At 66.9% G+C, this 25,310-nt stretch carries 26 protein-coding genes and 1 pseudogene; 13 read left to right on the plus strand and 14 right to left on the minus strand.

Annotation, left to right across the window (positions count from 1 at the left end; genetic code table 11):
* Positions 1 to 25 precede the first annotated feature (25 nt).
* The 3 genes from pcaH to AC5Y2S_RS07430 are packed head-to-tail and all read left to right on the plus strand — an operon-like array spanning position 26 to position 2,509.
* On the plus strand, positions 26 to 781 hold the full coding sequence (gene pcaH, locus AC5Y2S_RS07420; protein ID WP_499955040.1) for a protocatechuate 3,4-dioxygenase subunit beta: 756 nt from the start codon (positions 26 to 28) through the stop codon (positions 779 to 781).
* A complete protein-coding gene (pcaG, locus tag AC5Y2S_RS07425; protein WP_499955042.1) occupies positions 774 to 1,298 on the plus strand; it encodes a protocatechuate 3,4-dioxygenase subunit alpha in 525 nt (174 codons plus the stop codon). Before pcaH ends, pcaG begins: the two co-directional genes overlap by 8 nt.
* The gene (locus AC5Y2S_RS07430) at positions 1,295 to 2,509 is read left to right on the plus strand and encodes a lyase family protein (RefSeq protein ID WP_499955044.1); all 1,215 of its coding nucleotides are present in this window, start codon (positions 1,295 to 1,297) and stop codon (positions 2,507 to 2,509) included. The genes pcaG and AC5Y2S_RS07430 overlap by 4 nt, the downstream gene beginning before the upstream one ends.
* Here AC5Y2S_RS07430 and AC5Y2S_RS07435 read toward each other — a convergent pair.
* The gene (locus AC5Y2S_RS07435) at positions 2,496 to 3,143 is read right to left on the minus strand and encodes a TetR/AcrR family transcriptional regulator (protein WP_499955046.1); all 648 of its coding nucleotides are present in this window, start codon (positions 3,141 to 3,143) and stop codon (positions 2,496 to 2,498) included. The two genes, AC5Y2S_RS07430 and AC5Y2S_RS07435, sit on opposite strands and share 14 nt — an antisense overlap.
* Before the next feature lie 239 nt (positions 3,144 to 3,382).
* On the opposite strand from AC5Y2S_RS07435, the gene AC5Y2S_RS07440 reads away from it, so the two are divergent.
* On the plus strand, positions 3,383 to 3,664 hold the full coding sequence (locus AC5Y2S_RS07440; protein WP_499955048.1) for a DUF1876 domain-containing protein: 282 nt from the start codon (positions 3,383 to 3,385) through the stop codon (positions 3,662 to 3,664).
* Positions 3,665 to 3,694: 30 nt separating this feature from the next.
* Complete coding sequence (locus AC5Y2S_RS07445; protein ID WP_499955050.1) at positions 3,695 to 4,507, plus strand: sigma 54 modulation/S30EA ribosomal C-terminal domain-containing protein; 813 nt, start codon at positions 3,695 to 3,697, stop codon at positions 4,505 to 4,507.
* On the opposite strand, the pseudogene AC5Y2S_RS07450 reads toward AC5Y2S_RS07445, so the two are convergent.
* From AC5Y2S_RS07450 to AC5Y2S_RS07480, 7 genes and pseudogenes are all read right to left on the minus strand, one after another.
* A pseudogene (locus AC5Y2S_RS07450) lies at positions 4,482 to 5,132 on the minus strand (dienelactone hydrolase family protein); the annotation flags it as partial. The gene AC5Y2S_RS07445 and the pseudogene AC5Y2S_RS07450 sit on opposite strands and share 26 nt — an antisense overlap.
* A gap of 13 nt (positions 5,133 to 5,145) precedes the next feature.
* Positions 5,146 to 6,270: an Rv2629 family ribosome hibernation factor gene (locus AC5Y2S_RS07455; RefSeq protein ID WP_499955052.1), complete on the minus strand. Its 1,125-nt coding sequence runs from the start codon at positions 6,268 to 6,270 to the stop codon at positions 5,146 to 5,148.
* Between the two features lie 170 nt (positions 6,271 to 6,440).
* Entirely contained in the window at positions 6,441 to 8,516 is a 2,076-nt protein-coding gene (locus AC5Y2S_RS07460) for an adenosylcobalamin-dependent ribonucleoside-diphosphate reductase (RefSeq protein WP_499955054.1), read from the minus strand.
* A gap of 30 nt (positions 8,517 to 8,546) precedes the next feature.
* Complete coding sequence (locus tag AC5Y2S_RS07465; RefSeq protein WP_499955056.1) at positions 8,547 to 8,813, minus strand: DUF1918 domain-containing protein; 267 nt, start codon at positions 8,811 to 8,813, stop codon at positions 8,547 to 8,549.
* A gap of 127 nt (positions 8,814 to 8,940) precedes the next feature.
* Positions 8,941 to 9,375 (minus strand): CBS domain-containing protein, encoded by a 435-nt coding sequence (locus AC5Y2S_RS07470; protein ID WP_499955058.1) that lies wholly within the window; start codon positions 9,373 to 9,375, stop codon positions 8,941 to 8,943.
* 44 nt (positions 9,376 to 9,419) lie between these two features.
* Positions 9,420 to 9,626 (minus strand): hypothetical protein, encoded by a 207-nt coding sequence (locus AC5Y2S_RS07475; RefSeq protein ID WP_499955059.1) that lies wholly within the window; start codon positions 9,624 to 9,626, stop codon positions 9,420 to 9,422.
* Positions 9,627 to 9,643: 17 nt separating this feature from the next.
* Entirely contained in the window at positions 9,644 to 10,825 is a 1,182-nt protein-coding gene (locus AC5Y2S_RS07480) for a CapA family protein (protein ID WP_499955061.1), read from the minus strand.
* Between the two features lie 181 nt (positions 10,826 to 11,006).
* Here AC5Y2S_RS07480 and AC5Y2S_RS07485 point away from each other — a divergent pair, with 181 nt between their 5' ends.
* From AC5Y2S_RS07485 to AC5Y2S_RS07500, 4 genes are all read left to right on the plus strand, one after another.
* Positions 11,007 to 12,344, plus strand: coding sequence for a phosphoribosyltransferase family protein (locus AC5Y2S_RS07485; protein WP_499955680.1), 1,338 nt, complete (start codon positions 11,007 to 11,009; stop codon positions 12,342 to 12,344).
* 69 nt (positions 12,345 to 12,413) lie between these two features.
* Positions 12,414 to 12,746, plus strand: a complete 333-nt coding sequence (locus AC5Y2S_RS07490) for a hypothetical protein (protein WP_499955063.1) — start codon at positions 12,414 to 12,416, stop codon at positions 12,744 to 12,746.
* Between the two features lie 140 nt (positions 12,747 to 12,886).
* The gene (locus AC5Y2S_RS07495; protein WP_499955065.1) at positions 12,887 to 13,312 is read left to right on the plus strand and encodes a hypothetical protein; all 426 of its coding nucleotides are present in this window, start codon (positions 12,887 to 12,889) and stop codon (positions 13,310 to 13,312) included.
* A 77-nt stretch (positions 13,313 to 13,389) separates the two neighbouring features.
* Positions 13,390 to 13,863 (plus strand): DUF5709 domain-containing protein, encoded by a 474-nt coding sequence (locus AC5Y2S_RS07500; RefSeq protein ID WP_499955067.1) that lies wholly within the window; start codon positions 13,390 to 13,392, stop codon positions 13,861 to 13,863.
* A 16-nt stretch (positions 13,864 to 13,879) separates the two neighbouring features.
* Here AC5Y2S_RS07500 and AC5Y2S_RS07505 read toward each other — a convergent pair whose 3' ends face one another.
* From AC5Y2S_RS07505 to polX, 3 genes are all read right to left on the minus strand, one after another.
* Entirely contained in the window at positions 13,880 to 14,767 is an 888-nt protein-coding gene (locus AC5Y2S_RS07505) for a universal stress protein (RefSeq protein WP_499955069.1), read from the minus strand.
* Between the two features lie 19 nt (positions 14,768 to 14,786).
* Positions 14,787 to 15,080 carry a hypothetical protein gene (locus tag AC5Y2S_RS07510; protein ID WP_499955071.1) on the minus strand — a complete coding sequence of 98 codons (294 nt, stop codon included), beginning with the start codon at positions 15,078 to 15,080 and terminating at the stop codon, positions 14,787 to 14,789.
* A gap of 112 nt (positions 15,081 to 15,192) precedes the next feature.
* Positions 15,193 to 17,016, minus strand: a complete 1,824-nt coding sequence (polX, locus tag AC5Y2S_RS07515) for a DNA polymerase/3'-5' exonuclease PolX (RefSeq protein WP_499955073.1) — start codon at positions 17,014 to 17,016, stop codon at positions 15,193 to 15,195.
* 244 nt (positions 17,017 to 17,260) lie between these two features.
* On the opposite strand from polX, the gene AC5Y2S_RS07520 reads away from it, so the two are divergent.
* Entirely contained in the window at positions 17,261 to 17,482 is a 222-nt protein-coding gene (locus AC5Y2S_RS07520; RefSeq protein ID WP_499955075.1) for a hypothetical protein, read from the plus strand.
* A 45-nt stretch (positions 17,483 to 17,527) separates the two neighbouring features.
* Here AC5Y2S_RS07520 and AC5Y2S_RS07525 read toward each other — a convergent pair whose 3' ends face one another.
* From AC5Y2S_RS07525 to AC5Y2S_RS07535, 3 genes are all read right to left on the minus strand, one after another.
* Complete coding sequence (locus AC5Y2S_RS07525; RefSeq protein ID WP_499955076.1) at positions 17,528 to 18,439, minus strand: universal stress protein; 912 nt, start codon at positions 18,437 to 18,439, stop codon at positions 17,528 to 17,530.
* A 49-nt stretch (positions 18,440 to 18,488) separates the two neighbouring features.
* Positions 18,489 to 20,339: an AMP-dependent synthetase/ligase gene (locus AC5Y2S_RS07530; protein ID WP_499955078.1), complete on the minus strand. Its 1,851-nt coding sequence runs from the start codon at positions 20,337 to 20,339 to the stop codon at positions 18,489 to 18,491.
* Positions 20,340 to 20,424: 85 nt separating this feature from the next.
* On the minus strand, positions 20,425 to 20,688 hold the full coding sequence (locus AC5Y2S_RS07535; RefSeq protein WP_499955682.1) for an Rv2628 protein family: 264 nt from the start codon (positions 20,686 to 20,688) through the stop codon (positions 20,425 to 20,427).
* A gap of 247 nt (positions 20,689 to 20,935) precedes the next feature.
* Between AC5Y2S_RS07535 and pat the strand changes: the two genes are divergently transcribed.
* The 3 genes from pat (at position 20,936) to AC5Y2S_RS07550 (ending at position 25,307) form a co-directional block, all read left to right on the plus strand.
* Positions 20,936 to 21,919 carry an acetyltransferase Pat gene (pat, locus tag AC5Y2S_RS07540; protein WP_499955080.1) on the plus strand — a complete coding sequence of 328 codons (984 nt, stop codon included), beginning with the start codon at positions 20,936 to 20,938 and terminating at the stop codon, positions 21,917 to 21,919.
* A gap of 121 nt (positions 21,920 to 22,040) precedes the next feature.
* A complete protein-coding gene (locus AC5Y2S_RS07545) occupies positions 22,041 to 22,523 on the plus strand; it encodes a flavodoxin family protein (RefSeq protein WP_499902320.1) in 483 nt (160 codons plus the stop codon).
* Positions 22,524 to 22,565: 42 nt separating this feature from the next.
* A complete protein-coding gene (locus tag AC5Y2S_RS07550) occupies positions 22,566 to 25,307 on the plus strand; it encodes an AMP-binding protein (protein WP_499955082.1) in 2,742 nt (913 codons plus the stop codon).
* The last annotated feature ends 3 nt before the right edge of the window (positions 25,308 to 25,310 follow it).

Here is a 25,310-nt window from a genome sequence, read left to right on the forward strand (position 1 = left end):
GCGATCGGGAGTAGCCTCACGGCTCATGACCGCCGAGGATGTCGCGTCCCAGGACGACATCACGGCGGAGATGGCCGCGATCACGGTTGACGCCCGGCTCGGGGATCCGGCCCGTCCGCGCCTCGACTATCCGCCCTATCGCAGCAGCGCCCTGCGCCATCCGAAACGCCCCGCGCTCGTCGTCGACCCGGAGGAACTCGAACGCCACGCGCCGTGCTTCGGCGCCCACGACGTCGACCCTCGCGACGCCGACCTGACGGCGGGCCATCCCGGTGAGCCGATCGGACAGCGGATCGTCGTGGCCGGGCGGGTGCTCGACGACTCGGGCAAGCCGGTGGCGGGACAGCTGATCGAGATCTGGCAGGCCAACGCCGCCGGCCGCTACCGCCACCGGCTCGACCAGCACCCGGCGCCGCTGGATCCGAACTTCGTCGGCGCCGGCCGTTGCCTCACCGGACCCGACGGCTCGTTCCGGTTCCTGACCATCAAGCCCGGCCCGTACCCGTGGCGCAACCACCGCAACGCGTGGCGCCCCGCGCACATCCACTTCTCGGTCTTCGGAACGACTTTCACCCAACGCCTCGTCACCCAGATGTACTTCCCGGGCGACCCGCTGTTCGACCTGGACCCGATCTTCCAATCGGTCCTCGATCCCGCCGCCAGGGGGCGGCTGATCGCCCGTTACGACCACGACCTCACCCAGCCGGAGTACGCGACGGGCTACCGCTGGGACATCGTGGTCTGCGGCGCCCACCGGACCTGGACCGCGGACGATGGCTGAATTGGCGTGCACCCCAGGGCAAACGGTCGGCCCCTTTCTCGGGCTGGGGCTGCCGTATCCCGGTGACGGCCAACTGGTCGCCGACGGGCATCCGCAGGCGGTCCGGCTGCACGGCACGGTCTACGACGGCGCCGGCCACGCGGTGCCCGACGCGCTGGTCGAACTGTGGCAGCCGGACGGCACGGGGCGCATCCCGCGACTGGCCGGCTCGCTGCGGCGCGACGAAACGTCGTTCACCGGTTGGGGCCGGTGCGCGACCGACGAGGCCGGGCGCTACGGCTTCACCACGGTGGCGCCCGGCCCGCATGAACCCGGCGCCGCCCCGTTCTTCGCGCTGGCCGTCTTCGCGCGCGGCCTGCTGGACCGGCTGTTCACCCGCGCCTACCTGCCCCACGACGCCGTCGACCCGGCGTTGGCCGGCCTGGTGTGTATCCCCGAAAGCGGCTGCGCGGGATACCGTTTCGACATCCACCTGCAGGGCCCGAACGAGACCGTCTTTTTGGAGTATCGGCGATGACCAACCTGCTGTGGCCCGGCGACCAGCGGGCGGGCGCGCACATGACGGACGCCGCGCTGCTCGCGGGGATGGTCGCGGTCGAATCCGCCTGGCTGGCGGCCCTGGCCGCCGCCGGCCTGGCGCCCGCCGACTGCGCCGGAGCCGACCTGGCGGCCCTGCTGCGCGACGGCGACCGCGAGTCACTCGCGGCCGGTGCCGAGGACGGCGGCAACCCGGTCATCGGCCTGGTCGACCTGCTGCGCGGGCGGGCCGCCCCGGCCGTCGCACCGTGGATCCACCGCGGACTCACCAGCCAGGATGTCCTGGACAGCGCCCTGATGCTCGGCGTGCGCGCCGCCGCCGATGAGCTCGCAGCCCAACTCGCACGGCAGATTTCGGCGCTGTCCGACCTCGCCGCCGCGCACCGCGGCACGCCCATGGTGGCGCGCACCCTCACGCAGCACGCGGCGCCCACCACGTTCGGCGCCAAGGCGGCGGGGTGGCTGGACGGAGTCGTCGATGCCTACCAGCGGCTCGCCGGGCTGGTCACCCCGATCCAGATCGGCGGCGCCGCCGGAACGCGGGCCGCGACCACCGAACTGGCGGTGCTGCTCGGCGCGGCGGCCGACCCCGATCGCCTGGCACAAAGCGTCGCAACGTCTTTGGGGCTGAGCAACCGGCCGCCGTGGCACACGACGCGGACGCCGGTCACCGCGGCCGGGGACGCCTTCGTCGGGTGCACCGACGCCTGGGGCCGCATCGCGTCGGACGTCGTCACCCTGGTCCGCCCGGAGATCGGCGAACTGGGCGAGCCGGCGGCCGAAAACCGCGGCGGGTCGTCGTCGATGCCGCACAAGCGCAATCCGGTGCTGTCCATCCTGATCCGGCGGGCCGCCGTCGCGGCGCCGCATTTGGCGGCGACGCTGCACACCGCCGCCGCGCTGGCCAACGACGAACGGCCCGACGGCCCATGGCACGCCGAATGGGACACCCTGCGCACGCTGACCCGGCGGACCGTCGTCGCGGGATCGCAGTGTGGCGAACTGCTGGCCGGGCTGGCGGTGCGCTCGGAGCGGATGGCCGAAAACCTGCGCCTGGCGGACGTTTACGGTGAACAGCGCGCGGTCTCGGAACTGGCGGGCAGGGCCCCGTCGCCGACCTACTTCGGTGACGTCGACCGGCTGATCGACCAGAGCCTGGACCGCGCCGGGCGGATCCTCAGAAACCGCTAGTCGCCAACGCCTCGGCGTCGGCCTTGTAGATGCTGGCCAGCCAGATGTGCACCAGCATGTCGATTACCCGGTCCTCGGGGATCGCCGGCTCCTCGGCGGTGAACGTCGCGGCCATCACCCGCTCGCTCAACATGTTCAGCGCGACGGACAGATCCTCGGCGGGGCAGGTGTCGGGGGCGGCGCCGCGCCGGCGCTCGGCCTTGATCGCCGCGGTGGTGTGGGAAATCCACTTCTGCATCAGCGTCGACCACAGCTGCCGCACCTCGGGGTTGGTGGCCTTCGCCGCGGCACCCGCCACGGCGACCGCCCGGTGCGAGCCCGACACCTCGAAGAACGCCTCGATGCGCGCCCGCCACAGCGCGGTGGGGTCGCCGAACAGCTTGCCGCCCAGCGCCGTAAGCGCCGCGTGCGCCTTGCCGTTCATCTGGTCCAGCAGCGACAACAACACGGCATTCTTCGACTGGAAATAAAAGTAGAAAGTGGGACGGGAGATGCCCGCGCCCTTGGCCAGGTCGTCGACGGAGAAATCGGCCAGCGGCCGCTCCTGCAACAGGCGCTCGGCGGTGGCCAGAATGGCTCGTTCCCGGTCGTCGCCCAAATGATGCGCCGAACGGCGGCCCCGGGACGCGTGCATCTACTCGGCCTGCCTGAGGTCGGACACGAACGTTACTTTATGGACGCGTCGATATAAGTCAACGAATTGTTGATTACAACCAACAATATTGTCGATTAATATCGACGGTTGATTTATCGACCAATTTGTTGAATCGTCGTCGGCCCGTCGATCACTGGTGACTTTCGCCCCTACTTCGTGGCGCCCGGTGGTGGTCGCATCTAGGTGGGTAAACACCCGGCTAGACGAGGAGACCGGCGATGACGGGCAAGGATGACGGCACCAAGACCTGCCAAATCGACCTGGTGATCGAAGAGTACGAAGAGCGCACGCGGGCGAAGGCCCGGCTGTCCTGGGCGGGCAAGGACTACGTCGGGATTGGTCTGGCGCGACTCGATCCCGCCGACCAGCCGGTGGCCCGGATCGGCGACGAACTGGCGATCGCCCGCGCGCTGTCCGATCTGTCGAACCAGCTAATGGCCTTGACCTCAACCGATATCCAGGCCAGCACCCACCAGCCGGTCATCGGTCTGCACCGCTGACTGCGACACAGGAAGCGTAGTGAACGAATCGTGAGACAGAGACCCGATTTACCGGCCGTCCTTGAGGTTGAGGTGACGACGCACGAGCAGCTGCCCGGTGCCGCGGACTACGCGCGCAAAAAGATCGGCGAGCTCGGCCACCTCACCCACGCACCGGTGCTGCACGCTCGGGTGAGGCTGACCCAGCACGGTGATCCCGCGGTGGCCCGCAGGGTGGTCGCACAAGCCAACCTCGACGTCAACGGGCGGCCGGTCCGCGCGCAGGTCGACGGCGTCACCGCGACCGAGGCGGTCGATCGCCTCGAGGCGCGGCTGCGTCGACGGCTAGAACGCGGCGCCGAACACTGGGAGGCCCGGCGCGGGCGCCTTCCCGAGACCGACCCGCACGAATGGCGGCATCAGTCCGAGCCCAGCCACCGGCCGCACTACTTCCCGAGGCCCGTAGGCGAACGCCGCGTCATGCGGCACAAGTCATACAGCCTGCCCACCTGCACCGTCGACGAGGCGGCCCTCGAGATGGAGCTGCTTGACTACGACTTCCATTTGTTCACCGAGGCGGGCACCAATCAGGACAGCGTGCTGTATCGCCAATCTCCCGCGGAATACCGCCTGGCACAAGTCAATCCGGATCTCGCGGACGAGCTGGCCCCGGTCGAGATATCGCTGAGCATCAGCCCCCAACCCGCGCCGCGACTCACCGTGGACGAGGCGATCGAGCGGATCGGACTGACGGGCCTGCCGTTCCTGTTCTTCGTCGACGCCGCGGTCGATCGTGGCAGCGTCATATATCACCGCTACGACGGGCACTACGGGCTCATCACGCCCGCGCTAGATGGTCGATGAACCAGTCGCGCGCCAGCACAGCCACTTGCTCGAGCGCGCCGGGTTCCTCGAACACGTGGGTGGCACCGGGGACGACGGCGACCTGACACTCGGCCGGTATCAACGTTTGCGCCAGCCGGTTCAGCTTTAGGACCATTTCGTCGCGTCCGCCCACTATCAGCAGGGTCGGGGAGTGCACGTCGCGAAGCGACTCGCCGGCCAGGTCGGGCCGCCCGCCGCGAGATACCACCGCCGCTACCTTGACAGCGGGATGCGCCGCTGCGGCCAGCGCCGCGCCCGCACCGGTGCTGGCGCCGAAGTAACCGACCGGCAGTGATGCAGTGTCAGGTTGACCGGCCAGCCAGCCCGTGACGTCAACCAATCGTCGGGCGAGTAGTTCGATGTCGAAGACGTTGGTGCGGTCGCGCTCTTCGTCGGGCGTCAGCAGGTCGAAGAGCACCGTGGCGAACCCCGCTCGGTTGAGGACCGCGGCGACGAATTGGTTGCGCGGGCTGTGCCGGCTGCTTCCGCTGCCGTGCGCGAACACGACAACACCCTTCGGGTGCTCGGGGATCGTCAGGCGTCCGGCCACCGAGACCTGTCCAGAGGTGACTCGGATTTCTTCGTCGCGCAGGAGAGGCGGCGGCTCCCGAAAGAGGTTATGCGCCACGGCGATTGGCCGCCTCAGTGGCGACATATCGCAGCAACGCACCGACCCCGTCCGCTGGTCTGATGCGGTCGTCTGCCCGCGTCAATGATGCGCCCACCGCGATCGCGGCGAACGGCAAAGCCTCGTCGGCCCGTGCCACGCGCTGCACCGGTTCGCCGAAGCTGGACAACACGTCGGCGTCGGGCGCGACCATGGTGCGCGCCTTGCCGGTAACGACGGTCGCGTCGCCGAGCTCACCGACGAACAGCGTGTCGACGTCGCCCTCACGGAGCGCCGCGCACACGGCGGCGATGCCCTGGGCCGCCAAGCCCGACCCGCGCCCGATTTCGGCTTCGAACCGGTCAGCGATCGCGGTCATCTCGATGCCGCGGCGCCGGTCGAACTCGCCCGCCGTCAGCCGGCGGATCTGCTCCTCATCGATGCCGCTCTTGCGGGATCCGGCGTGTAGCTCCGACACCCGCCGGGCCGCGCGCCGCGGCAATTCGGCAACAACGCCCGCACGCGAGCGGACCTCGCCGGACACGAACACCACCTCCGGGTCCGCCTCGTCCACCAGCCGCGTGATCTCGTCCGCAACCGCACGGCAGTTCATGCGGATGGCTTCCTCGGTGGTGTGCTGGAAGTCGCCGTAGCCGTTCCAGCCGGCGGTCGACGGCTTGTGCACCGGATACCCGGCGCCTTCGATCGTTGTGGAGCTGACGCTGTCTGCCTGAAACAGGGTGACATCGGCGCCGGCGTGGTCAACCGCGGCGAAAATGTATGTCGGCCGGTCCATCTCGAGTTCGATCAACGGCACCACGTACGGATAATCCGACAGGCGAACCACCAGCGTCGGCGGTGGGTCGATCAGGGGCTCGTTGATCAGGACCTGATCAGCGGTAGCGATCACGGCGCGGCCGCGCCGACCGACCGCCGGTCGATGGTTCAGCACGGCCTCCTCGAGCGTGCCGAGTATGTCCGCTCCCGCCCCCAGACCGTCGAGATGTTTGCGGATGTCGCTCCATCTCGCTTCGAGCTGCTCGCCAGCATCCGCGGTGTCGTGTGAGTCGTCGAAATAGACCGAGGCAAACGGGCCTTCCGCGTTTGCCAGCCACCTGAGGCGATCTGATCGCATGCCGTCCCTCTCCGCTGTTGCAGCATTGACGTTGGCAACCGTATGGACGACGGACGTGGCGGCGGGAGGGCCGTTAGCCCCCGAATTCGGGTCTTAGGTCACCGAGGCGCGATTTCCGGACCGGAATGAACTGCCCAGCTCTGACGCGTCCTCGCTGCTAGGAAATGCCATCAGAATTCGCAGGATCGCCCGGCGCAGCCGCCGCTGAACTCGGTGTCGGCCTGGGCCAGCGCCGGTTGCGGCGCGGCGTAGGCCAACACCTGGTTCCCGCGGCTACCGTACCGATACACCGTGATGCCCTTGACCTTAGCCTTCCAGGCGGCCAGGTAGATCGAGCGGACGTCATCGATAGTCGCGGTCGCGGGCAAGTTGATCGTCTTGGAAACGGCGGCGTCGACGTGACGCTGCGCGGCGGCTTGTATACGCAGATGCCACGCCGGGGCGATCTCGGCTGCGGTCGGGAAGGCCGACCGTACCTCGTCCGGCAGCTGCGGATAGCCTCGCACTCCACCGCGCTGTGCGATCTCGGCAATCAGCTCGTCGCTGTATAAGCCCCGGTCGCGGGCCAGCCGGTCAAAGCACGGGTTGACCTCCAGTAGGTGTCTGCCGACGATGGCGCGCGTGAAGGCGATGGCGAACATCGGCTCGATCCCGGCGGTGGTGCCGGCGATCAGCGAGATGGTGCCTGTCGGAGCGACGGAGGTGACCTGTGCGTTTCGCCGCGGCCCTGAGCGCGCCAACGTGCTGTCGGCGAACGCGGGGAACGAGCCCCGGTCTTCTGCCAGCTGCCTCGACGCGGCGTGTGCCTCCTGCTGAATGCGACGCATGACCTGGCCCGTCAACCGCACGGCATCCTCACTGTCGTACGGGACGCCCAGCGTGGCAAGTAGTTCGGCCAGACCCATCACGCCCAGCCCGATCTTGCGGGTCGCCCGGGTGGCCTCGCCCAACTGGGGGAATGGGTACCGGCTGACATCGATGACGTCGTCAAGGAACCGCACCGCCATCCCCGTCGCCGCGGCCAGCCGATCCCAGTTGACGCGACCACCGGTGACCATCCGGGCGAGGTTGATCGAGCCGAGGTTGCACGACTCGTAGGGCAGCAGCGGAACCTCCCCGCACGGATTGGTTGCCTCGATTCGGCCATGTCCCGGAACTGGGTTGGCCCGGTTGATCGTGTCGAGGAACAGCAGCCCGGGATCGCCGCACGCGTGCGCAGCTTCGCAGATGGCGTCGAACAGCTCGGCGGCAGGTATCCGCGCGACGGTCTTACCGGTTCGAGGGTTGACAAGGCGGTGTGTGCTGTTGCGTTCGACGGCGCGCAGGAACGCGTGGGTCACGCCGACCGACAGGTTGAAATGTGATAGTTCACCACGTCTTTCGGCTTTGGTGGTGACAAAGTCATAGATATCCGGGTGTGACACGTCGAGCACCGCCATGCATGCGCCGCGGCGACGACCACCGATCGAGACGACATCCGCCGCAGTGTCAAACAGTCGAAGAAACGAATTCGGTCCGCTCGCTTTGCCGGCCGTGATGGACACGCGATCCCCGGCGGGTCGTAGATGGCTGAAGGCGTAACCAACCCCGCCGCCGCTGCGTTGGATCTCGGCAGCGTGTCCAAGAGTCGTGAAGATCGACTGCAGCGAATCATCCACGGGCAGAACGAAACATCCGGCGAGCAGTCCGATGTCGGTGCCTGCGTTCATCAGCGTGGGTGAGTTCGGCAGGAATTCAAGGTTGCGCAGCAGCGCCGAGAAGCGTTCGGCCCACCGCGCCGACGTGCCGCGTCGGTACCCGTCCTCGGCAACCGCGACGAAGCGCGCCGTTCGGTCCATCATCTCGCCGGTCGACTCGATCGGCCGCCCCTGGTCGTCGCACAGGAGATAGCGGTTCCGCAGCACCATCACGGCGGACAGGCCCAGCTTCAGCTCGTCGCGGACACCGAGCAGAGCTTTTGCCATGCGCAGCTCGTTGCGCCGCTGCCGATAAATGATATAGGCGCGGGCGACGTCGTCCAGTCCGGATTCGCCGAGCCGCGCCTCAACAAAATCCTGAATCCGTTCGACGGGTGCAACTCTGGGTCCCAGCGCATCGGCAACAGTCCTGGCCACCGCGGCCGGCATGTCGGGGTCGTCATAACCTACTTCGCGGCTGGCGCGCGCGACCGCTGCCTCAATCCGTCTGACGTCGAAGGGGATGAGCGTCCCATCGCGGCGCCGAACCTGTACCGGCCACCTGGCCATTGACGCCGATTTCATCGTCTCCGAAAGCGCCTACTTGTTCTTGTCGTGTGCGATGGCCGACTGCACCGCACCGAACCGGTGTTGGGCACGCTCGTCGGCCTCGGCCTGCTCCACAGCAGTGACGACGACCGCGTCGACGCCGGGAAAAACGGTCGCCTCATGGTCGGTGGCGAGCCACCGCACCACATACGGTGGTGCGCCGTCTGGTGAGTGAACCTCGGTGATCAGTCCTCGTTGGTCTGGCTGATCGATTGTGGTGCCCTTGATCACCAGCCAGTCACCGACCTTTGCCTTCATGCGCTTCTCCGTTCGTCCGGGAGTTCAATCGTGCACACGTTCGGCCGGTCGGCGGGAGGGGCATCACGTCACGTCACCAACTTGGATGGCCACAGCCGGACGTCAGATGAGGGCATCGCGGGATCGCTCAGTGGCTGGTGATAGCCGTCTGCGCACAAATGGCCTTCACGAACTGGGCGATCGCATGTTCGGGAAGATGGCGTGCGATATCGGCTTCGCTGACGATTCCCACCAACCGGTGGCTGTCGATCACCGGTAGCCGGCGAATCTGATGCTCTTCCATGACGTTGAGCATCTCTTCAATACTGGCCTCGGCTTCGACCCGATAGGTGTTGCCCTGGGCCAGCTCACCCGCGGTAACGGTGTTGGGATCGCGGCCGGACGCGATGCACTTGGTGACGATGTCGCGATCGGTGATCATTCCGTGCAGACGGTCATCGTCGCCGCAGATCGGCAGGGCGCCTACACCCAGATCGCGCATATGCTCGGCTGCGGCGGTCAGCGTCTCGTGCTCGCCGACACAGGTGGCTCCGGCGTGCATGATTTCGCGCGCAGTGGTCATAGTTTTCTCCTCAACATCAGGATCTATCGGCTGATAGTCGGAACCTAGGGCGATACCCCAGGGAGCTGTAGGGCCGTTCGGCCCTTCGTGGGAAACAACTCGGGACTCAGCGGCTTCTCGGCGACCGCCGCGGCTGCCTGTTCGGGCACGGCCACGTCCACGGTCAGGATGCCCTTGTCGTAGCTGGCTTTAATGTCGGATTCCTTTGTCTCGCCGCGTTCGGCGCCGCCACAGGTAGTGCCTACTTGCATCTCGTCCTCGAAGCCCCTCAGCCTTCCCGGGTCATGCGGCGATGCGTGTCATCGTGAAGTGACACGACCTCCAGCAGATCGTCGGATCCTGTCGCGACACGGGTCCCGAACCGGCGGCTGGCGTGCTCGACGGTCTTGCGCAGCCACTCGGCGTCGGCCTGCGAGGCCCGCTCGAGTCGAACCCGTCGCACGCGCAGCGGAATCATCCGCAGCGAGACCAGTTGACCGCTGACGGAATCTGTTTGAGTCAGATAGAGCAGCCTGAGGTCACCGCGGAACGCTTCATGCCCGCGGATGCCTTCGTAGTCGTCGATGACGTCACCGCAGCCGTACAGGATCGGTTTGCCGCGGTATATCTCGATCGGCCTGGGATGGTGCGAGGAGTGTCCGTGAATGATGTCGACGCCGGCGTCGATGAGCCGGTGCGCGAACGCAATCTCGCTCGGCGCTATCGCATAGCCCCAATTGGATCCCCAATGCACCGAGACGATCGCGACGTCGCCGTCGCGTTTGTGCGCCAGCACCTCGGCGGCCACCTCGTCGGCAACGTCGCGCAGCGACGGATCCCGAATCAGCCACACCCCGGGCCGGTCGTGGTGTGCGGCCCAGGTTTCGGGAACGCCGGCCGATTTCATCGCCACCGAGCCGACGAGCACCCGGTGCTCACCGTGAACGCTGACCACCCCGGGACGGCGCGCGGTGGGCAAATCCACTCCGGCACCCACGCCCTGTATGCCCGCCGCGGTCAGAGCGGTTACGGTGTCGGTCAGTCCCCGGTAGCCGAAGTCGAGAATGTGGTTGTTGGCCAGGGCACACACGTCCGGCCGCAACGCGGCCAGGACCGGCAGGTTATCCGGGTGCATCCGGTAACAAACCGTTTTGCCCTCGGCGAACTCTCCGCCGGCGGTAATCGTCGTCTCGAGATTGATCAGCCGGACATCGGGCGCGGCCTCGTCGAGGAGCGCAAGTGCTTCGCCCCAGGGCCACCGCCAATCCACCGGGCGGCGCGGAATCGGCCCGTTCGCGTGCTCGGCGAGCCGGACGTATCCGCGCGCATCACGCAGATACGGCTCACGCAACTCCGGTTCGCCAGGATGGGGCAGGATCTGATCGACGCCCCGCCCCAGCATGACGTCACCGCCCAGCAGCACCACCACATTGGGGCTACATATGGAGCGCGACGATTGACCCGCCTCCATCGTGCCGACGCTAGGTGGCCGGCGATCACCGGTCAGGAGGCGTTGGTCCCCACGGCGAGTGGTCCTAAGGCCCTTCGGCGAGGCCGGTCCGTCGCGCCACACTCGGGGGATGACGAAACGGGACGACGGTGGTGATGGCGGACGGCGGTTGGCCCGGCGGCTGGCTTCGCTGCGCGGCGGCATGAGGGTGTTCGAGGATCGCGTCGACGCCGGCCGACACCTGGCCGAGCGACTGAACGCGTTGCGCGGCAAGGACATTGTTGTGCTCGGCCTACCGCGCGGTGGCGTGCCGGTAGCTTTCGAGGTCGCCAAGGCGCTGCGCGCGCCGCTCGACGTCCTGGTAGTGCGCAAGCTGGGGGTGCCGTTTCAACCCGAACTGGCGTTCGGCGCCATCGGTGAGGGCGGCGTGCGGGTGATCAACGACTCCGTGGTGGCCGAAGCCGATTTGTCCGAAGAAGAGATCGCGCGCGTCGAAGCGAAGCAGCGCGCCGAGCTGGCGCGTCGCTCGGAACGGTTCCGCCGCGGACATGACCAGATCCCGATTGCGGGTCGGATCGCGGTAATCGTCGACGACGGCGTCGCGACCGGTGCCACCGCCAGGGCGGCCTGCGAGGTGGCCCGCGCCCAGGGTGCAAGCAGTGTGCTGCTGGCAGTGCCCATCGGCGCACGCGACATCTTCGCGACGTTTGCCGGATACGCCGACGAGGTCGTCTGCCTGGAGACGCCCGCGTTCTTCTTCGCCGTCGGCCAGGGATACTGCAACTTCACCCAGACCTCCGACGACGAGGTGGTCGCGCTGCTCGATCGCGCGCGGGAAGGCTTTGCCCAACCCGAGACCGCCGGCACGCCTGGTGATCCGCCAATACGCGACGCGGAGGTCCGGGTGAGCGCCGGACCGGTGTCGCTGGCCGGACACCTGACGATTCCGGAACAGCCGGTCGGCGTGGTGGTATTTGCTCACGGCAGTGGCAGTAGCCGCCACAGCCCCCGAAACCGCTATGTCGCCGAGGTCTTGAACACCGCGGGCCTGGCCACCTTGCTGTTCGACCTGCTCACCCCGGACGAGGAACGCAACCGCGCCAACGTTTTCGACATCGAGTTGTTGGCGCGCCGGCTCGTCGACGTCACCGCGTGGCTGGCCAACCAGCCCCATACCGCAGCACTGCCGGTCGGCTACTTCGGTGCCAGCACCGGGGCGGGCGCGGCGCTGGTCGCGGCCGCCGATCCCCGCGTTCGAGTGGAGGCGGTGGTCTCCCGCGGCGGGAGGCCCGACCTGGCGGGCCCGGCCCTGCCCAAGGTTGGTGCGCCGACATTGCTGATTGTGGGCGGGCGCGATGACGTGGTGCTCGAGTTGAATCGACAGGCTCAGGCGATGATGCCCGGTCGGTGCGAACTCACCGTCGTTCCCGGCGCCACCCACCTCTTCGAAGAGCCTGGCACGCTCGAGCAGGTCGCGGTGTTGGCCCGCGACTGGTTCATTGATCACCTGAGCCGCGTGGCTGCGACCGCCAACACTTAGGTTGAACCACCAAACGCCGTGTGGCGTGGACGATATCAGGGCACCCCGACTCGCCTAGCTCGGTGGAACGTGCTCTCCGGGCTGTGGGCATTCGTCGGGCAGGTGAACAAGCACCGCATCATCCTCGGCCGTCTCGGCTTGGCCGCGGCGATGCGCAACCAGGTAGAGCCATCCCGGTCCGATGGGCTGCTTGCAGCGGGCGCACTGTGGGTCGGCGGCCATGCCATCTCCCTTCTCCGGCCTCATATCACGGAATCATTCTCCGCGTCTTCCACGGTCGGTGAGCCGCAATTGAAGAACATCGCGCGCAAATCGGCTGACGGGCCGGGACATTCTCCGACCGAACATCGTCCAAGGCGCCGGGCACGAAACTTTACGCAAACGGTCAATACCATTGACTAGCAACGGAATCGCCGAGCGCGATGCGCGGATGCGTACGGTGCCTAACCGCGGCCAACCGGCCCGCCCCGCATCGACAAAAGGACCCAAGACATGACTTTCGGCCCTCGCCGACAGCGGCCCGGTCACACACACTGCACATCATGACCACTCACGACGGCACCGCCCAAACCTGGCGCGACATGGCCGATCAGCTCACTGCTGCGCAGGTCGCGCAGCTCGAGCGCCTCGAACGCGACGAGCCCCAGACGCTGCTGGAAATGGCACGGGAGTGGGCGGCCAAGAACGTCTCCGCGCCGATGCCGTTCGACGATGTCCCGCCGCCCGCGGGCGCGGCGCGCACGTTCGACTGGCAGCGCGACAGTACGTGGTTCCGCGACTTCGAGGGGACCACCCGCCGCGGCGGGCAGGCCCGCGTCAAAATCTTCGGCCGTCAGCAGGCGGACGGCTCGACGCGGCGGTGGATCGCCGTGCATACCCGGCACCTGGACGCGCTGGACGCGGCGACGGCCCGCCAACTGGCGGCTGCACTGACCGACGCGGCCGACGAGATGGAGCAACTCGGGTGAGCCGCGCGAATGATTGAAATTCGGTGGCATCGCCAAGATTCAGGAGCACACAATGACCGTGGGGTGGCCAGCAAATCATGAACCAGCACTATGAAACCGGCGCGGCCGCAGGCGAATACAGCGTCGAGGATGACAACCAGCTTCAGCCGGAGGACACCCTCATCGACCGCGGTACGGACGACATGCTTGACGAGGGCTATTCGCCGCCCGAACGACCGTATGGACCCGGCGCTTTCGGGCCGTCCGAAACCATGGACCAGATACTTGGAGAGGAAGAGCCGGATCCGGCGGCGCGAATCGATGTCCTGCTCGACGAAGCCGAGCAGCAACGCTCCGACGAAGCCGAGCGCGAAGCCGAATTTCCCCAGCGACGCGAGGTTGGCCGAACGCGGGCCGGCCGGCTTGTCGCGCCCGACCAGGGATTTGGCGACGATGCCGAGGCAGAGTTGGTCGCCGAGGACGTCGGTATCTGCGGAGGCGCAGCATCTGCCGAGGAAGCCGCGGTTCACATCATCGATGACGAGGTTGACGTCAGCGAGGACGAAGGCTAGCGATCCTGTAGGCGCATCAGCGTTGGCGGGCGACGATCACCGGGATGCGGGCCGCGTGCGCGACGGCGGTGCTGACCGATCCGAGCAGCATTCCGGCGTATCCGCCCCGGCCGTGGCTGCCGACCACGACGAGTTGCGCGGACTCGGATTCTTCCAGGAGATGGCGGGCCGGGCGATCGAGCACCAGCCGGCGGTGCACGGTGACGTCGGGATAGCGTTCCTGCCAACCGGCCAGGCGTTCGGCCAGGATTTCGGCTGCCCGCGATTGCAGGGTCGACCATTGCTTGCTCAGCACACCCGAGGTATCCGCTGAGTCGGTCCAGGCGTGCACGGCCAGCAGGTCCACACCGCGGAAGGAGGCCTCGTCGAACGCGATCGCGGTGGCCGACTCCGATGCCGGCGAACCGTCAATGCCGAGCAACACCGGTAATTGCGACGGTCCAAGCAGAATCGGGGCTTCGTCGTGGATCACCGCGACCGGGCAGTGGGCGTGATGGATCAACCCCGTGCTGACTGAGCCGAGCAGGGTCCGGTGTAGTGCGTCTTGTCCGCGGCAGCCGACCACCACCATGTGCGCCTCTTTGGACAGGTCGATCAGTGTGGGTACGGGCGCTGCGAACAACAGTTGGCTGTCGATATCGGGTCGATCACCCTCCCGCACAATGTCTTCGGCGACCTTGATCGCGTCGGCGACGATCTTGCCGGCCCCCTCTTCGCGCCGCTGGTAGATCACGGCCGGGATGGGAGCGGCGGGCCAGACCGCCAGAGGTTCTGAGACGTGCACGACGGTCAGTCCAATGTTGCGCATAGATGCCTCTCGTGCGGCCCACCGCACGGCCACCGCCGATGACGGGGATCCGTCGACTCCGACGACGACACCCGAATGCGTGCTGCGGCCGGACATTACGCGGCCTTGTGCACGGTCACCGTCGCAGCTGGGCTGGCTGCCCGACCAGGGTGCCCCAGGCTCGGTCAGCGGCGGCGACGACCGCGTCATCGAAGTCGCGGGTCGGATCGTTTACGGCGATCGCTACCAGCGCTTCGGCCAACTGGAAGGGGGCCACGCTGTACCGTTTGGCTGTTTCGACGATGTCGATGAACGCCTCGTCGAGGCTGCAATGACGTAGGGCAACCAGCACGCCCTCGGCAGCACCCAGACTGCGCTGGCCGCTGCGGCCACGATCGCGGTAGTGATCGGTCTCTGCTATCGGGTTCACCGTGCGCTCCCTTGCTCAGCGGTCATGTGCCACGCGGTTGATCTTTCGAGGTGTGGCGGTCGACCGGTAGAGACCGAAGTCCCAATCCTGATGGTCGTTCGTCGCTGTGGAGTTATCCCGCAGCGGGCGGAACCGGTTTGGCCAATCCGCTTCCGCTTGCTCGACGAGGCCGGGAACCGGCGCGGCGGTGGTGTGCGGTTGACGAGTCTTCGGCGACGCGGCGTCCCTTTGTGAGGAACGCGCGAAGCCGGCCCATTGGCCAGGTGTTGATCACCTCGCCTGCTGATACCCAGCCACGCTGGGCGACGGCGACGCCGTAACGCATGTAGCCCAGATGCGGTACGGCGTGAGCATCGGTGTCGATCGCGAAGGCAACGCCATGCTTACGAGCCCGGCTCACAAGCTCATCGCTGAGGTCCAACCGGTCGGGAAAGGCGTTGATTTCCAAGGCGGTATGGGTCCGCGCCGCAGCCGCGAATACCGCATCAGCGTCGAAATCGACCGGTGGACGACGACCGAGCACGCGGGTGGTCGGATGGCCGACGATGTTGACGTAGGGGTGCTCGATGGCGGCGAGCAAGCGGCGGGTCATCTCGTCGCGGGTCTGGTCGAGATCGGAGTGGACCGAGGCGACCAGGACGTCAAACCCGGACAGGAAGTCGTCGTCCCAGTCCAGCGAGCCGTCGGCGGCGATGTTGAGTTCGGACCCGTGCAACAACTCGATACCGTGGCGGCGAGACAGCTCCGGCAGTTCGCTGCGCTGCTGGAGGGCCTTGTCACGGGTCATCCGCTGCATCGCCAGCTGCGGGGCGTGATCGGTGATGGCGCAGTAGCGATATCCGCGGCGGGACGCGGCGGCGACCATCTCATTCAGGCCGGCCAGGCCATCGGTGAGATTGGTGTGCACATGAAGATCCCCGGCGATGTCGGCGACCTCGACCAGGTTGGGGAGACGGCCTTCCAGCGCGGCCTCGACTTCGCCGCGGTCTTCACGCAAAACCGGCGGGATCCACGCCAGCCCGAGTTTGGTGTAGATGTCCGCTTCGTCCGTCGAGGCCAACAGCTGGCCCCCATCGACTTGGAACAGCCCATATTCGGAGAGCTTCAGCCCGGCCCGCACGGCCAATTCGCGGATACGGATGTTGTGGGCTTTCGACCCGGTGAAGTACTGCAGGGCCGCACCCCAGACATTCGCGGGCACCACCCGCAAGTCCACCTGGATACCCTTCGTCGTTACCACCGACGATTTGGTGGGCCCGTGGGCCAGCACGCGATCCACCAACGCCATGGCGCAGAAGTGATCCATGACCGATGCCGGGTCGTCGTCTGCGGCCACCAACAAGTCGATGTCGCCGACGGTGTCGCGCATCCGCCGCAAGGATCCCGCATAGTCGACCCGGCTCACCTGCGGCAGCGCGGCCAGCCGGGCGACCAGATCCTCGGCGACATCCAGTGCGATCGCCAGCGGCATGCGCCCCCCGATTTCCTGCATCTGGCGGATCGCGCGGGCCAGGTTGCGTTCGCTGGTCTCGCCCCAGCCCTTCAGGTGGCGCAGCTGCTCGTCGTGCAACGCGTTGAGCAGCTCGGGCATCGACGAAATGCCGAGCTCCACATAGACCTGATGGGCCCGCTTCGGCCCGAGCCCGGGAATCCCCAGCAGGGCGCGCAGACCCGCGGGCAGCTGGGCGTGCAGTTCTTCGAGAGCGGCGATGCGGCCGGTCTGCCGCAGCTCGAGCAGCTTGTCGGCGGTGTGCGCGCCGATCGCCGGGATCGCCATCAGACCCTTCCGGTCGAGAGCGTCCAGTTCGAGAGGGTGACCGGCGACCGAACGTGCTGCCTTCTCGTAAGCGCGCACCCGGTACGGATCGCCACCAGAGATGGCAATCAGATCCGCCAGCTCCTGCAGCGCCTCGGCCGCAACGTCATTCGAACGCATGAAGCATTCCCGTGTAACCGGAAAGGGCGCGCCTCGTCCTCAGAAGTTGCCTGCACACTTGTGCATCACCGCCTTGCAATCGTCGCACTAGGTACAGAATGAATCCGGCCGAGTCCCGCTCACCAGTAGGCGAAAGACCTCGTTGTCGGGACTTCTGACACCGACGGGCAGCGCCCCTGACAGCTCGGCGGCACGGCGGTAGCCTCAGGAATCCGATCGGCCGATGCGAAGGGTTATTTTCATCATGAAAATGTGGATCCAACTTGAAGGCCACGACGAGGACGACGAGTACCCGGATGACGCCAGCTACGAAGTACTCACGGGCGGTGTGCTAAAGGTCAGCAGCGGCAACGATATTCACCTCTACAGTCCGGCGTACTGGCAAGAGGTCACGATTGATACCCGCCCCGCGGCTCAGCACGACAAGCAAGCCCAACAACTCGACGAAGATCTCAAATGGCAGTAATGACCACGGCGGCTCGGAGCGGCCTGACGGGTGCGAGAGGCAGGATCAGCGTGATGTCTGCATGGGCCGGTGTGACTCGCGGGCGACGATCACCACCGTCCGGGCTGCATGCGTGACGGCCGTGCTCACCGAGCCCAGCATCATGCCGGCGAATCCGCCGCGACCGTTGCTGCCGACGACGACGAGTTGTGCGGACTCCGAGTGCTCGACGAGTTGACGAGCCGGCTGATCACGCACCACCACGCGTCGCACCGTGACATCGGAGTAGCGCTCCTGCCATCGGGCGAGCCAGTCGGCCAGCGCCTGTTGCGCCCGCACTTCGATGGTCGCGAAATCCAGAACCGGCGCGTCCGACATCCTGACGTCGGACCACGCGTGTAGTGCCACTAAGTCCACACCTCGTCGGCAGGCCTCGTCAAAAGCGATCTCCGTCGCCAGTTCCGATGCGGGCGAACCATCGACTCCCACGAGCACAGGTGCCTGTGCAGGCGGCGACGCCTCGTTATGGACGACCGCAACCGGGCAATGCGCATAGTTCACCAGGCCGGTGCTGACCGAGCCGAACGGGACCCGGCGAAACGCACCTTCGCCCTGGAACCCCACCACCATCATGTCCGCAATCTTGGACTCATTGACGAGCGTGGAAACGGTCGGGGCGCGCACCACCACGCTGTGCACGAAGGGCGGGCCATGGTCGGCGGTGCTGTCGGCGACCGCCTTACGCGCGTCTTCGAGAATTCGCCTCGCGTTTTCGTCCTGCTGCTCGAAATAGTCCTGGGGTATCGGTATCTCCGGCCACGGAGCAACCGCCGCCGCGACCGGCGGGATGACGTGCATGAGTGTGAGCGGAACGTTGCGCATCGCAGCATCGCGAGCCGCCCAGTCGACCGCAGCCATCGACGACGCCGATCCGTCGACGCCGACCAAGATGCCACGATGGGTCTGGGCGCCGGACATTTTCGTTCTCCTGCTTGAGAGTCGTGGAAGCTAAGCACTGCTCGGACGCTCAGGCCGACGACTGCTCGTAGAGGGCCGAGAGGCGGTCTTCGAACTCCTCGATGACCACCTTGCGGCGAAGCTTAAGGCTCGGCGTGAGATCGCCTGATTCAACGGAGAGTTCACGGTCGAGGATCGCGAATCTCTTGATCTGCTCCCAGCGATTGAGTTCCACGTTGAGCGCATCGATGTATCCGGCGATCAGTTCCTGTGTCTGCTCGTCGCGTGCTATCTCGGCGAAAGACTTACCCGCGAGGCCCTGTTTGGTGGCCCAGTCGGTGATCGCCTCGCTGTCGAGGCTGACCAGCGCCACGCAGTACGGCTTGCCCTCCCCATAAACGAGGAGCTCGCTCGCGTACGGGCAGAGGCCCTTGAATTTCGCATCGATCGCCGACGGCGCCACGTACTTGCCCTGCGAGGTCTTGAACATGTCCTTCTTGCGGTCGGTGATCCGCAGGAAGCCGTCGCCGTCGATTTCGCCGATGTCACCGGTGTGGAACCAACCGTCGGCATCGAGCGCCTCGGCGGTTGCGTCGGGAAGATCGTGATAGGAGGTCATCAAACCGGGGCCCTTGAGCAAGATTTCGCCGTCGTCGGCGATCTTGGCTTCCGTCGCGGGGAACGGCAACCCGACCGTGCCGAACCGGTAGGCGCCGGGGCGATTGATAAATGACGCGGCCGCGGTCTCGGTCAACCCGTAGCCCTCGAGCACGATGATGCCGACGGCGTCGAACCACTGGGCGACGTCGTGGTCCAGGGCGGCGGCAGCGGAGACGAAGAACCGCAATCGTCCACCGAACCGTTCCCGGATGGTGGAGAACACCATCCGGTCGGCCACCTTGTACGCGAGCGACGAGGCCAACGAAGGTTTCTTGCCGGCCTGCCGGGTTTGGGACATCTTTGTGCCCACGCCGATCGCCCAGTCGAAGATTTTCTTGTTGAGCCTGCCCTGCTCGGCGACCATGCCTTCGATGCGAGCATGCGCCTTCTCGAAGATGCGGGGCGCCGCCCCCATGATGGTGGGACGCAGCGTCGCAAGGTTGTCGACGATCCGCTCGGGACGACCGTCGATCGCGGTCGGGAAGCCGATCTGCAGGGGCAGCGCCAGCATCACCTTGCCGAAGGCGTGTGCCAGGGGCAGCCACAAGAAGTTGACGTCATCCGGCCCGAGGATGCCGAGCGAGTCGATGGCCGCGGCGGTGTACGTCCATGCCCCGTGGGTCAGTCGCACGCCCTTCGGCCGACCGGTGGTTCCGGATGTGTAGATGAGGCTGGCGAGCTGTGCCGGGCCGACGGACGCGACCCGCTCCCTGATGGCATTCGGTGAGTCGGCCAGCAGCTGCTTGCCCAACTGCTCCAGCTCGGCGAGGGTGATCACCCAGTCGCCGTCGCCGTTGCCGTCGATGATCACGACCTTGCTCACCTCGGGCAGGTCGGCGCGGTGCTCGAGCAGTTTGTCGACCTGAGTCTGATCTTCGGCGACCACCAGTCGGCTTCCAGAGTTGGCGATGATGTAGGAGACGTCGCCCGCGTTCGTCGTCGGGTACACGGTGGTGGTCGCCGCGCCGGAGCACATGATGGCGAAGTCGACGAGCACCCACTCGTAACGCGTCGACGATGCCAGCGCGACGCGATCCTCCGGGGCGATGCCTAGCGAGATCAGCCCGCCGGCAATGTGGTAGACGCGTTCGCCGACCTGTTGCCAGGTCACGCTTTCCCAGGTGTGGTCCAGTGGATACCGAAAGGCCTCCGCGTTCGGCGTGGCGGCGACGCGGTTCAGGAACATGTGCGCCACCGACGGTGCGCGACTTTCGATCTTGGCGAAGTCGGGCGTCTCCATTGGGACGGGTGGCTGGTTCATAGTGTTAATCCCTCGATCCTGCTGCCGGCGTTACGTCGGAAATAGTGTCGAAAGTCCCCACGATCGCAGGTTTCTGCTGGCGCGGTCAGCTGGCAACCGCCACCCGAACGGACAAGCACTCGCCGATGGCATAGGCCGCGGTCCAATTGCCGCCGCAAACCGCGCGCTCAAGGTCCTCGACCAACGGGCTTTGGGCGCCCAGCTCGGCGAGCCACGCGGAAACTGTCGCAGTGATCTGGTGAGCCGCCACCCGGGCCGTATGACCCTCGTGCAGGCAATCGGTCAACTGATACAAGGCCGCCGTCGGTCGGCGCTGTGGCCAATGAGGCCGCCATGTTGCTGAGTACATCGTCGTCTCCCGAGTAGCCGGATCGCTCCATCCGACCACCTCCACCGGCCGCGTCGTAGAGGCCAAGAGCACGTCTACCGGGATGCTTTGGTCTCGCGTTGGACCCGCCGAAGTCCCGGCCCGACGGGGACTTTTGTCACCGCACTTGCCCGCGTATTGCCCCGGCGATTTCGGGGCCGGCCGCGTACCGTTCTTCTGGATGACGGATTGCGGGGAAGGCGGCTCTGGGCGCGCCGCGCCGGCCGGTATGAGTGCCGTCAGCGTCGAGGAGTTATCGGCGCTGGACGTGTTCGCCGGCGTGCCGGCGCAGGATCTTACGGCCTTGGCTGCCGGCCTGCAGCCGCTGCGCGCCGCCGCCGGCGAGGTTCTGATGCGCCAGGGTGAACAGGCGCTGTCGTTCTCGATCATCACATCGGGCCGGGTGGAGATCCGCCACCTCGCCGCCGACGGCCAGGTGACGGTGACCGAGTTGTCACCGGGGACGATCATCGGCGAAATCGCTTTGCTGCGAGGCGAACCCAGAACGGCGACCGTTATCGCCAAAGATGACGTCCGCGGCTACGTCGGATACAACGACGCCTTCGAGTGCATGCTGGCTTCGCCCGTCGTCGCCGAACGGATGGTGCGCACCGCGAGGCAGCGGCTGGTCGCCTACATCGACCCGATCGCTGTGTCGGCCAAAGACGGTACCGAGCTTCTGTTGCGTCCGGTGCTGCCCGGTGATGCCGAGCGGTTCAAAAGCAGTGGTTCCTTTTCGCGGGAGACGCTGTACCGGCGCTACCAGGGCGGTGCGCCCACCCACGCGCGGTTGGCTTATCTCTTCGAAGTCGACTATGTCGACCACTTTGTCTGGGTCATCACAGACCGTGAGGGCGGGCCGGTGATCGCGGACGCCCGGTTCATCCGTGACGAAGACGACCCGGCCTCGGCAGAGGTCGCGCTCACCGTCGCGGACGCCTATCAGAATCGTGGGATCGGCACCCTTTTGCTCGGCGCGCTGGCGGTCGCCGCCCGTGTCGACGGCATCAAACGTTTTCACGCCCGGGTGCTCGCCGACAACCCGCCCGCGCGCGTGCTGGGTGACAAGGTCAACGCGCGTTGGGAGCACGAGGAACCTGGCGTCCTTGCCACGACGGGGGATATCCCTGACCCCGATGACCTGCCCCTCGATTCAGGAACCCTTACGCAGATCCGAATGGTGGCCCGACAGGTGATCCAGGCTTTCGACTGACCCAGTGACGGCTTCGAAGTGACTTATGCCCCGGGGCTTCGTGCCTTTGCGCCCTTATCCGAGGGCGGGCCGGGCGCCGAGTATGGACGCTTCCGGGCCAAGTTCTCAAAGGAGTTGGGCAATGAAGTCGCTCATCGTCTGCACTTCGAAATCGCACGGCAACACCCGGCGCGTGGCCGACCGGATGGCAGAGGTGCTTGGTGCCGAGGTCGTCGAACCGGAGTCAGTCGACCCCGAAACGATTTACCAGTACGATCTCGTCGGCTTCGGATCCGGCATCTACTACATGGCGGTGGACGAGAGGCTACGGAACTTGATCCGTCGCCTCCCGACCGTCGATCACGTGCGAGCGTTCACCTTCTTCACCAGCGGCGCCCGGGCGGTTCCGTTGCTGGACTACAACAAACCGGTTCGGAAACACCTCGAAGCGAAGGGCTTTGAGGTGATCGGTTCGTTTTCCTGTCGCGGCTTCGACACCATGGGACCGTTCGGATTCATCGGCGGCATTAACAGGGGACGGCCCGACGACCGCGACCTCGATTCAGCCGCGGAAGTTGTTGCGCGCCTTCGCGAACGCGTCGAGCGCCCCCAGGCCGCTTCATGACCAATGCCAACCCAAGAGCGCGCCGCTGACACCCTCGCGTTGGTGCGCGGCCTCGTCGCGGAGGTTCACCCACACGCCAAGCCGCCCGCGGTCACGCTTGATAGCACCTTCGAGAACCTCGGCATCGGCAGCCTCGAGCTGGCGGAACTGTTGCTGCGGGTCCAGGACAAGTTCGGGGTGGCCCTCCCGCCGCACATCCTGGCCAGCGCGGAGACGCCGCGCGACCTGATAGCCGCGGTCGCCCGCGGCGGTCCCCCCGTCGGGGAAGACCGTGACGTGGTCTCGCTCCCTTCGCCGGTGCCGGGCGGCATGGCGCCCGAAACGATGCCAACACTGAATGACGTCCTCAGCTGGCAGGTCGACGCGAACCCGGACCGCACACACATCCGCGTCCTCGACGATGCCGCCGGTCCGGTGGACCTGACCTACGCCGAACTGCACCGTGAGGCCGTGTCCGTGGCGGCCGGCTTGATCGCGTACGACGTGATGCCGGGGGAGGCGGTCGCCATCATGTTGCCCACCTGCCGGGCGTACTTCGTCACCTTCGCCGCGGTGGTCCTCGCGGGCGCCGTCCCGGTTCCCGTCTACCCGCCGGCGCGGCCTTCCCAGCTGGCCGATCACCTGCGCCGCACGACCGGCATCCTCGCCAACGCCCGCGCCACGGTGCTGGTCACCGTGCCCGAGGCGGTTACCCTCGGCCACCTGCTGCGGTCGAACGTCGAAAGCCTGCGTCACGTCATAATTCCCGAATCCCTCACGAGCGCAAGCGAAGACCCGCCCGCGCCCTTGCCGAGACCGCGGGCGGACGACCTGGCGCTGGTGCAGTACACCTCCGGCAGCACCGGGCAGCCCAAGGGGGTGGCGCTCACGCACCGGAACCTGCTGGCCAACATCCGGGCGATGGGCACCGCTTCGGCGGCGTCGGGGGCCGACACGTTCGTAAGTTGGCTGCCGCTGTATCACGACATGGGTTTGATCGGCGCGTGGCTCGGCTGCATGTATTTCGGCGTCCCGCTAGTGGTGATGAGCCCCCAGGCCTTCCTAATCCGCCCCGCGCGATGGTTGTGGGCGATCCACGCCAACAAAGCGACCTTGTCGGCCGGCCCGAACTTCGCCTACGAGCTCTGCCTCGCCAAGATCCGCGATGACGAGATCGAAGGACTCGACCTGAGCTCGTGGCGGCTGGCTTACAACGGCGCCGAACCGGTGAGTGCCGCGACCATCCAGCGGTTCGGTGATCGCTTCGCCCCTTACGGGTTTCGGCGGGAGGCGATGACGCCGGTGTACGGGTTGGCGGAGTCGTCCGTGGGCCTGGCATTCCCGCCGTTGGGACGAGGTCCGCTCATCGACCGGATCCGCCGTGACGCGTTCGTGGGCTCGGGGCGTGCCGAGCCGGCGGAGCCGGGCGAGCCCAACCTTCGTTTCGTCGCGTGCGGTCAACCCTTGCCCGGCCACGAGATCCGCGTGGTCGACGCCGCCGGCAACGAGCTGGGCGACCGCCGCGAGGGCCGCATCGAGTTTCGCGGTCCGTCGGCAACCGCCGGCTATCTCAACAACGCGCCGGCGACGCGTGCGCTGTTCCACGAGGGCTGGCTCGACACGGGCGACCTGGGGTACCTGGCCGACGCCGACGTATACGTCACGGGCCGGGTCAAGGATGTGATCATCCGGGCCGGTCGCAATCTGCACCCGGCCGAGCTCGAAGAGGCCGTCGGCAACCTCCCGGGCGTCCGCAAGGGATGTGTGGCGGTGTTCGCCTCGCCCGACGCATCGGGCGGGCCCGAGCGACTCGTCGTCTTGGCCGAAACCCGGGCGATCGGAGACGACGCCCGTAGCGCACTGCGCTCCGAAATCGCCGCCACCGCAGTCGATTTGCTGGGGGTGGCCCCCGACGACGTAATTCTGGCGCCACCGCGCACGGTCCTGAAGACCTCGAGCGGAAAGATCAGGCGGGCAGCCAGCCGGGCGATCTACGAGGCCGGCAGGATCGGTGCGCGACCGCGTGCGGTGTGGTGGGAATTGGCCCGCCTTCGCCTTCGCGGTGCCGCGCCGTCGCTGCGCCGCGCTGGTCGGGCGCTGGGCGCTGTGGCATTCGCCGCCTACGCGTGGGTGGTGTACGCGATGCTCGGGCTGTCGGTGGCGCTCGCGCTGCTATTGCTACCGCGACCGCGGTGGCGCTGGGGGGTGGCCCGTGCAGCGGTCCGGTTGCTCGCACGTCTCACCGGCACGGCGATCAGCGTGCGTGGCCTCGACCACCTGCCGACCGGGACTTCCATCGCGGTGGCCAACCACCCCAGCTGGATCGACCCGCTGGCGCTGGCCGCGGTGATGCCGCAGTCGTATCGCTTCGTCGCCGCCGAAGTGCTGGAGCATCAGGGGCTCAACGGGTTCGTGCTGAGAAGGTTGGGCCATCAGTTCGTCGAACGCCACGAGCGTGAACACGGCGTGGCCGATGTCGGTCGGCTCGCAGCCCTGGTGGGAGCCGGGCAGTCACTCGTCATCTTCCCCGAAGGTCGGCTGGCACGTGCTCCAGGATTGCGGCCCTTCCACATGGGAGCGTTCGCAGTGGCCGCTCAGACCGGCGTGCCGGTCGTCCCGGTGGCCATCTGCGGGACGCGGACGATACTGCGGCCGGAACACCACTTCCCGCGGCGCGGGAGCGTCGACATCGCCATCGGTGAGCCGATCCGGCCTTCGGGTGTCGATTGGACCGCAGCAGTCGAATTGCAGCGCGCCGCGCGGAAGGTCGTCTTGGATCTGTCGGGGGAGGCGGACGTCGAGTGATTG

The organism is Mycobacterium sp. NGS69 (genome assembly GCF_059812165.1).